This window comes from Bacillus sp. sid0103 (genome assembly GCF_019219025.1).
On record NZ_JAHUWN010000061.1, the window covers coordinates 1 to 8,987 of the forward strand.

Genomic DNA, 8,987 nt, shown 5'->3' on the forward strand with positions numbered 1-8,987 from the left:
TCTGCTTAATACATAGAAAAGAATAAATTGGATTAGTTGGAACGCCGTATGCGGTGAAAGTCGCTTGTACGGTGTGGACGGGGGGAAAAGGGAGAGATAACTTCAAACCCTTACCTATCTGTATGAAGAAAATGTACAAAAAAACAAAATAAGAGAACCAATATTGTTAAACAACACAATCATAAAGTGAAACAGCCTTTTTTATCAAGTTTAATTATGTAAAAATTTAATCGGATTTTCTGATTTAAAGAACGTAAAATCAATCACTCAAGTCATTCGGTGTAAACAATGGCGCCAATTGTCCAAACCATGTAGTAATTTTTCAGGTGGCTTTTGCAGCCACTTCCTAGTATATCAGCAATGTAAGCGCAAACCAACTGGTTAATGTTGGTCATTAAGAGTGTATGAAAAACTAAGAAAACAGGAGAAAAACAGAGTTTAACCAATTGGATAAATTCGTTATTTCCCAACCTTCAACGATTACCAAAATGGTCGAATTTAACCAAAATTGAGATTTGACCAATAAAGCCCAATATGGCCCCCACATCGAATTTTAATGCCGCGCCCTATTGTTTACCCCTTAGAACAAACAGAAAAAACCCATACAACCCAAATATGAAAGACGAATTTAGATCACACAGCGAAATCGAAAATAGATTACTTGTTTTATTGAGTATGAGGTCGTTCTTGCTAAATAAATAGTATGATTGGATAAGATTGTGAATAAATGTACTTAAAGTAACGGGTGCTTGAGTTTAACAAGGGGTTGCTGTAGCAGCCTTTTTTGCTTGTTCCACTACCATGAAAGTACAAAACAGTAAAAATCTAAAAATGACAATGCTAAAGTAGATTTTTTTTAAAGCTGAGCCTAAAAATTAAACCTCATGTCGCAATACCAGTATGACCACAAAAACCCTACTTTCATTCCCTGTGGTGAAGCGATGATTTTTTCGATTCATGGATGGCTAACGGGGCAGTTTAATTTAAGTGTAATTATTCACAATCTGTATTTTTAAATGTCCTTTTCCTCCACACAAAAAGACTCCTACCACATGAAAAAGGAGAATGAGTTCATTATGAAATCATCTCCTCAAATAGTTTGAAAATGCTTATACTGATATTACTAATCAATGACTCGCTAAACGTTTTTCAAAATCCGCCTTAAACAACAGAATAGCATCAATATTTACTGCAAAATCGTGGTCACTGATATTAATATTAGTTATAAACTCGTCAGATCTCTCACGAACCATAATTGTCGGACGGATATTGTCTCCAATAGCGTCCTGAGTTACAGCACTTCCATAGAAATACCAGTTAGTTTCAGTAGGCGCATTTGCTGCATTCTTAGATAAGTCATTTTTTATTATTTCGCATAAATTATCCATAAAATCTTCATTAAGATTAATGTTTTTTCCATACTCACCATCAATAGATATATCAGCATATCCATACCAAATATTCCTGCTTCTTCGCTTTCCGTCATTTGAAGTGAATGTTTCATCAAACAAAATCTTCATTTTCATTACCCTCCGTTAATATAAAATTTCTTCACACTATTATACACCAATTAGAAATTGTAAAATAGATTGCTGTTAGTCTCACTAACTCGAACAGCAACCACCATTAAATTTATGCTTATTAAAGTACACTACATCTTTCCTCGTTTCCTTGTTAATTGTAGAATCTAAAGATTGTGAAGGTTTGTACTTAAAGTAAAGGGTGCAATAGTTGAAGATCGTAAAGAGTTGCTGCGACATCTCTTTTTCTTTGTTGTACTAACGAAGCAGGTTAGCCAAAATGATCTGAACTCATTTCAATTACTCGTAAATCCAATTACAAGGGTTATGAAATCCTGCGAATAAGTGAGCATTCGAGAGATATTGGTATCAAACTGAGGGAGTTCAAGAAAGGATAATGCTAAAGTATAATAAACATACATAAGTAGTGCTCAAGGAGGATGAAATGAATAAAAAAAATGGGTTAATCATTGGTTTTATTTTGGTTTTGATTGTTATGGGATGGTTCGTATTTCAAAAAATTACTGATGATACTTATGAGGGGATGTCCATTATCCCTGAAAAACACAAAGACATCCCTTTATTCGAGGGATTAGAACCGACTGACCACGAATATGTTATAGATGGAAATCATTGGATTGATATTTATGAGTTTTACAAAAAGGAACTTCCTAAACTTGGTTGGAATATTGAATACGAAAACTCAGCACTTAATGATAATGACCCAGAAAATGATTGGAGCGGATTTCATTCAAGGTGGAGAAAAGAAGGATTCGACGGTGAATTAAGCGTTTCAGCTCATTATAATCAATTTGAAGAACAAACAGAGGTGATTTTCGATAAAACCCCAATATATAACTCAACAACTTGGATTAATAATGTTCCAGAAAGCATTTGCATTTATCAAAGTTCAGCGGATGAGAAATGTTTTGAAATAAAAGATGAGATTAAAATAGAGAAAATTGTTGGTTTTATTAACGAAGCTATTGATTGGAATGAAGAAGTATCACCTCGTGAAAAAACAAGCGTAATTGATTTTGGGGATATGAGTATAAAGGTTCAATATGAAAACGAAAAAGAAATTTATTTTCAATCAGAAAAAGGTACAAAATTGATGAAACCAGAACCTAATTTCTTTGAACTTACAAATCTTCCACAATAGGTCTTATTCAACTAAAGGGTGCAAGAGTTTAAGATCAGTGGCTGCTTCGGCAGCTTTTTGTGCGACGGGCAGTCGCATAGAGTGTTGACTTGGTCAACACTCTTCTTATCTTTATCTGACAGAGACGTCATTTCGATGAAACGACTGGTTGAGGATATCGAACTGAATCCCAGATGGTGAAAATCCATACCCGAGGAGACTGACCTAGCTCGGGAAGCTTAATCTAGGGCAACACCGTGAGGTGTTGTCTGAAGGAGATGCGGAAAATCGAGAGACCCGTAGGCGAATAAGTAGACCCTAATGCAATAAGTGTGAAGCACGGCGGCGGGATAAGGTTGGCGACTTTTCGAAAAGTGAGGAAGCCCACTTACTAGGCATTTTCTTTAGAAGTCAGAACGAGAAAATGTGACTTATAGCGTGATGGTGCAGGGTATGCTTAGAAGGGAAATGCGATGACCCCGTGAGGACTCCACCTTACCGAAAAGGCAGGGTTCTAGTCTATAAGGGTAATCCGAAATGACGAAGAACTGGTGAAGTAGTCAGACATTCTCATAGTACGGAAGTAACTTGATGACCATAACATCAAGTGAACGGAAGGGGAATGACCTATGGCTCCAAGTCATTAACAAGATGTAATGCTAACAATCATGTTACTGCGGTAAAACCGTTTGAATGTACATCAAGGAAAGGCGTGGAATACGCAATGAATCAAGAGTGGAAATTTAAATTACACAGCGTTTATGGACAAATATTATTTGACCGAAAACTAACCCGAAGCTTCGAACAAGTAAAAGCAAACAAAGGAGCAGGCGGGATTGACGGAGAAACAATAGAAAGCTATGACGCGAAATTAGAAGAAAACATCATGGCACTCCTAGATAAATTAAGGTCAAAGTCCTATCAAGCTCAACCAGTTAGAAGAGTATACATTCCAAAGAAGAATGGGAAGAAGCGACCACTTGGAATTCCCACAATTGAAGACCGAATTGTCCAACAAAGTGTGGTGAATGTTCTTCAGCCAAAATTCGAAGATAACTTGTTTCATAATTGGTCAGTAGGTTATAGACCAAATCGTGGTGTTCAAAGAGCTTTACAAATAATCCTTTGGAACATTGAACAGGGATACAATCACATCTATGACTGTGACATTAAAGGTTTCTTTGACAATATACCCCACAAGAAACTAATAACTGTCTTGAAAAAGTATGTATCGGACCGTACGGTCCTTAGGTTGATCGAACAATGGCTGAAAGCAGGACACATGGAAGAAGGTAAGCTTATCCACTCCGATTATGGAACACCGCAAGGGGGAGTAATCTCTCCACTTTTGGCAAATGTGTACCTGAATGAAATGGATTGGGAATGGGATTTAAATGGAATTCGCTTTGTTCGTTATGCGGATGATTTTCTCCTCTTCGCTAAGTCAAGAGAGGATATTCTGAAAGCAGCCTCTCTAACTAAAGAAAAGTTGACAGAATTAGGATTGGAAATCTCAAAAGAGAAAACAAGAGTAGTCAATTTTAATACTGATGACTTCGACTTTCTTGGGTTTACTTATCATCACTGGGAAACAGGAAAGAAATATAACAAACCAATCTTTCAAGTCACACCAAAGAAAGACTCTATTAAAGATTTTAGAGTGAAAATCAAAGAGAAAACTAGAAAGACTTTAACATTGAACAAAGAAGAATGGATAAATCGAGTTAATCCTATTGTTAGAGGGAAAGTTAACTATTACGTGACCATTATCAAAGCAATAAAGGCTAACGAAGAACATGGACAGACGAGTCACTGTAGGACACGACTAATGAGGAATATACTTTCAAGGATAGACGGATACATAAGAAAAAGACTGCGTGTAGCTTTTATTCATAAACACCCTAACCAAAGAACAGGGAAGAAAATGAACAGTATCTGGAATAATGCATTTTTCCTTAAGATCAACCTTATTCCTTCCTACTGGCTTTATCTGAACAAAGCCTACGGATACACAAAAGAACAATATCTGAATGACACGATTAAATCCTCTAAGAGAAAGACAAAGAAAAGGATTGAGCAAATAAAAGCAAGAGGTGAGGAATATTATACACCTCACCGACTCCAAAAGATGCAAAATGCCTGGAATGCATCCTCTTGATTAACATTGTAACATTTGGTAAGCCGTATGCCTTAATAGGGCACGTACGGTTTGATAAGGGGGAAGCCTCGAGAGAGGTTTCCCTACTTTATTTGCTTGTTCCACTAACGGGGCAGCATTCCTGTAATGAGTGAAAATGAGGTTTGAACAAAAAAATAACCTCTTGGTAGAATAAGAATGTCCTAAAGCTGGCCAGCGATAAAGGACAACACTCAAATACCAGGAGGCTTTAAAATGAATTATAACCAAAATAAGAAGATTGCTCAAATCACTTCTCAAACTCTTATTATAGGAGTCGACATTGCTAAATTCAAGCATGTGGCACGTGCCCAGGACTTTAGAGGAATGGAGTTCGGATCACCTTGTTATTTTGAAAACACAAAAGAGGGGTTCGGGCATTTTCTTACATGGATTTCTGAACTGAAGAGAGAACAAGCCATGGAAAAAGTGATGGTTGGAATGGAACCAACTGGCCACTATTGGTTCAACCTCGCACATATACTGAAAGAAAATGAGATTAAGTTTGTAGTAGTTAATCCCTTGCATGTAAAGAAAAGCAAGGAACTCGATGATAATTCACCAACTAAAAATGATGTAAAGGACGCCAAAGTAATAGCTCAGCTGGTCAAAGACGGAAGATACGCAGAACCTACTATCCCACAAGGAGTTTATGCCGAGCTCCGAGTTGCAAAGAAAATTCGCGATATTCTAACTGATGACCTACAAACCGTCCAAGGGCAGGTTCATAACTGGATTGACCGGTACTTTCCAGAATTTCTAACGGTCTTTAAGAAGTGGGAAGGCAAGGCAGCATTACAATTTTTAAAACTATATGCTTTGCCGCATGAAATAATAAAATTCTCTGAACAAGAACTGCTTACCCACCTAAGAAAAGCCGTTACCCGGAGTGTAGGACTTAGTAAGATTCGAGAGTTAAAGCAAGCAGCCAGTAAGTCCATCGGACTTCGGCAAGGCTCTGATATGGCTAAACTGGAGCTGAAAACGTTACTAGATAAATATGAATTAATCCAACTTAAATTCGAAGAATTAGATTCAAAAATTGAGAGTTTACTTGATGAAATTCCAGGTGTACCACAAATGTTGGCCATTCAAGGTGTTGGAAGAGATACGGTTGCGGGTTTCTTTGCGGAAGTAGGTGACCTCAATGATTATACTCATCCAAGGCAAATCATTAAGCTGGCTGGCTTAAGTTTAAAAGAAAATACATCTGGTAAGCACAAGGGAAAAACGACGATCACAAAGAGGGGCCGAAAAAAACTGAGGGCTCTGTTGTTCAGGGTGTGTATGATTCTCGTTGCCAAAAATTCAGCTTTTAAAGCATTACATGTGTACTATACTCAGCGTTCTGATAATCCATTAAAGAAGATGCAATCCCTTATTGCTTTATGTAATAAACTAATCCGTATTTTCTTTAGCATAGGTAAAAAGCAATTTGAATTTAGTGAAGAAAAGATGTTAAAGGATATTCCTCATTTGTTAATTTCAAAGAAGGTAGAAAAGGCCGCTTGATTCTGTTTTAGATTAGATTAAATAGTAGTAGCATTATAGATTTGGGTACATTTGAAGCACGGATTAGTCGGCAAAGCAACTAAATTACGGGAAAGGGACCCTGTGGGGCAGCATGGCTGACATCCACCTCATGGAAAGGTTGGACGAAGGAATTTGAGAGCGAAGACTCTGTGAGGCATGGGAGGGTTGACCTCCATGAGAAATGTGGACATCCACCAGTGCAATCATATTTTTAACTCATCCACCAATTTCTTCCAAGTGATTGGTTAGTGGGCATAGAGTCTTTTTTCTCAAAGGGCCCAGTTTTATCCTTTTCAGTAATGTTCACCCAACTATTAAGTGATTACCGGAAGGTAAACTACTATGAAAATCTAAGAGAAACGGAGAAATCGTGAGATTTTGCTTTCTTTATTGAGGGAGTTTAGCATTCCTGTAGAGAGTTAATTATTGACTTTGATAAAAAAAGAGCTCCTCAGTAAGATATGAGTATAGACACCACTCTAACTCAAAACCTTAGGAGGAACCCTTATTATGAAGTTTAAAATGCAAGACAAACAAAATCAACTAATAGAAAGAATTTCCGATAAACACCTCGTTATTGGTGTAGATATCGCTCAACAATTTCACGTCGCTCGAGCAGTGAATTTCCGTGGAATTGTAGTCGGTGATCCTCTCACATTTGAAAATAACGAAGACGGATTTACTATTTTATTTCAATGGATTAACAAACTAAAAAGAACTAATAACTTGAATACAACTATAGTTGGTATGGAACCTACTGGACATTACTGGATTAATCTATCAAAATGGCTTTTTGAACAGAATATCGATGTAGTAACAGTAAATCCATACCATGTAAAAAGGAATAAAGAGAATCGAGATAATACTCAGTCAAAAAGCGATAAAAAAGATGCACTAGTTATCGCTGATATGGTGAAGAATGGTTACTATGCCATCGTTCGGCCAACTTCTGAATCATTTGAAGAACTTCGAGTTCTTATGTCTAACCGTGACGTGATTGTTAAGCTTCTCGTCAGTTCTATCAATCAATTAAATCGTTGGGTTGATATCGTCTTTCCAGAGCTTCGAAAAGTATTCAAAGACGTGACTGGCAAAGGGGCAATCGCAACCCTTCGCTTATTTCCCACCCCAATCGAATTGCGTTCAATGCTACCTCAAAACCTTGTTATCGCATGGAAGTCCCTGATGAAGAGACAGCCTGGATTAAAAAAAGCCCAATTACTTATTCATTTAGCTAAACGTTCGATCGGCACTAGGCAAGCACTTGATGCTTATAAATTTCATCTACAACAATTACTAGAGGAATATGATCTCGCAACAACACAACTCGAAAGAGTTGAACAACAAGTTACAGAAGTTCTTAAACAAATTCCTTATGCCAATCAATTGCTTACCATTAAAGGAATTAGTGAGATTTCATTGGCAGGTATATTAGGGGAAGCTGGAGATTTAAGTGGCTTTGCCCACGGCAATTCTTTACTACGTCATGCAGGATTGCACCTAGCTGAAGCAAGCTCGGGAAAGTGGAAAGGGCAAATTGTCATTTCTAAACGTGGAAGATCTAGATTGCGGCGTTTCCTTTATTTAGCGACTATGAGCCTTGTGATGAACAACCCTGAGTTTAAAGCGATACACACCAATAATGTTAAGGTGAAAAAAATCAAGAAGATGAAATCAATTATGAAATTGGTTGGTAAACTGGCTCGGGTATTTGTAGGAATAGCCCAACGAAATGAATCCTATTGTCCAGAAAAATTAAAACCTTTAACTTCTTTAGCAGCATAAGATCTAATAGATTCCTTAGAAACACTTACTAGTTTCCCCGAAAGGGTAAACTCCAATAAATTATCTAAATAATGATTGTTAGCTTTACACTTATCGAATGTTGGCTTATTCGCAGGATTTCAAATATGTACGGAGTACCAGATTTATTGAACAAAAGGGCACTGACCCATCAGGTTAGCATAACTGGCCTCCACGGAGTCATATTGATCTGAACTCATTTCATTTAATCTTTAAACCCATATCAAGGGTTATGAAATTCTGCGAATAAGCGAGCATTTGCGAGAAAATCGTATTAAACTGAGGGAGTTCAATAAGAAATGATATGATATAAAGAAAATATAGAAGTCATAGAGGGGAAGTAACATGACTATATTAGTGATAATTACCGCATTAATAACTTTAACAGGACTAATAGTTTTATCATATAAAGGGAAGGAATTTTATTATAATGAGACTTTCAGTGGGAATAGTCCTGAAATTTTAGGCGCAATATTTGAATCACTGATAAATTTTAACCTTAGCCCTGTTGAATATAGGGCTAAGGCTGCTTAATATGTGTACCTTTTATTTAATTGTCCACTTGACAGGGGTAAGACCAAAAAAAAGGTACCTTTCGTCCAAAAGTGATCATTACTGCGGTGTTCCCGAGCTTACTTCGCGTGAAGATTTTTCATCGGATCGGGAACAACTGCCTAAAGATGCACGTTTGCATTAACCCTCTTATTCAGATACCTTTACCAATAACTTACCTGTATTTCCACCAGTGAATAACTGGAAAAAAGCAGATACTGTATTTTCAAACCCCTCAACAATCGTCTCTTGATATTTGATT

The 8,987-nt window shown here is 37.0% G+C and carries 6 protein-coding genes and 1 pseudogene; 5 read left to right on the forward strand and 2 right to left on the reverse strand.

Annotated elements, in window-relative coordinates; genetic code table 11:
- Positions 1–1,127 precede the first annotated feature (1,127 nt).
- Entirely contained in the window at positions 1,128–1,520 is a 393-nt protein-coding gene (locus KW850_RS31820) for a hypothetical protein (RefSeq protein ID WP_218351619.1), read from the reverse strand.
- Positions 1,521–1,965: 445 nt separating this feature from the next.
- On the opposite strand from KW850_RS31820, the gene KW850_RS31825 reads away from it, so the two are divergent.
- The 5 genes from KW850_RS31825 to KW850_RS31845 all read left to right on the forward strand — a co-directional run bounded on the left by KW850_RS31825 (position 1,966) and on the right by KW850_RS31845 (position 8,707).
- Complete coding sequence (locus KW850_RS31825; protein WP_218351620.1) at positions 1,966–2,682, forward strand: hypothetical protein; 717 nt, start codon at positions 1,966–1,968, stop codon at positions 2,680–2,682.
- Positions 2,683–3,283: 601 nt separating this feature from the next.
- On the forward strand, positions 3,284–4,819 hold the full coding sequence (gene ltrA / locus KW850_RS31830; RefSeq protein WP_256358577.1) for a group II intron reverse transcriptase/maturase: 1,536 nt from the start codon (positions 3,284–3,286) through the stop codon (positions 4,817–4,819).
- 234 nt (positions 4,820–5,053) lie between these two features.
- Entirely contained in the window at positions 5,054–6,349 is a 1,296-nt protein-coding gene (locus KW850_RS31835) for an IS110 family RNA-guided transposase (protein ID WP_218351621.1), read from the forward strand.
- A gap of 531 nt (positions 6,350–6,880) precedes the next feature.
- Positions 6,881–8,155, forward strand: coding sequence for an IS110 family RNA-guided transposase (locus tag KW850_RS31840; RefSeq protein WP_218351622.1), 1,275 nt, complete (start codon positions 6,881–6,883; stop codon positions 8,153–8,155).
- Positions 8,156–8,518: 363 nt separating this feature from the next.
- Positions 8,519–8,707 carry a hypothetical protein gene (locus KW850_RS31845; RefSeq protein WP_218351623.1) on the forward strand — a complete coding sequence of 63 codons (189 nt, stop codon included), beginning with the start codon at positions 8,519–8,521 and terminating at the stop codon, positions 8,705–8,707.
- A gap of 168 nt (positions 8,708–8,875) precedes the next feature.
- Here KW850_RS31845 and KW850_RS33750 read toward each other — a convergent pair.
- Positions 8,876–8,987, reverse strand: a pseudogene (locus KW850_RS33750) (NADP-dependent oxidoreductase); the annotation flags it as partial.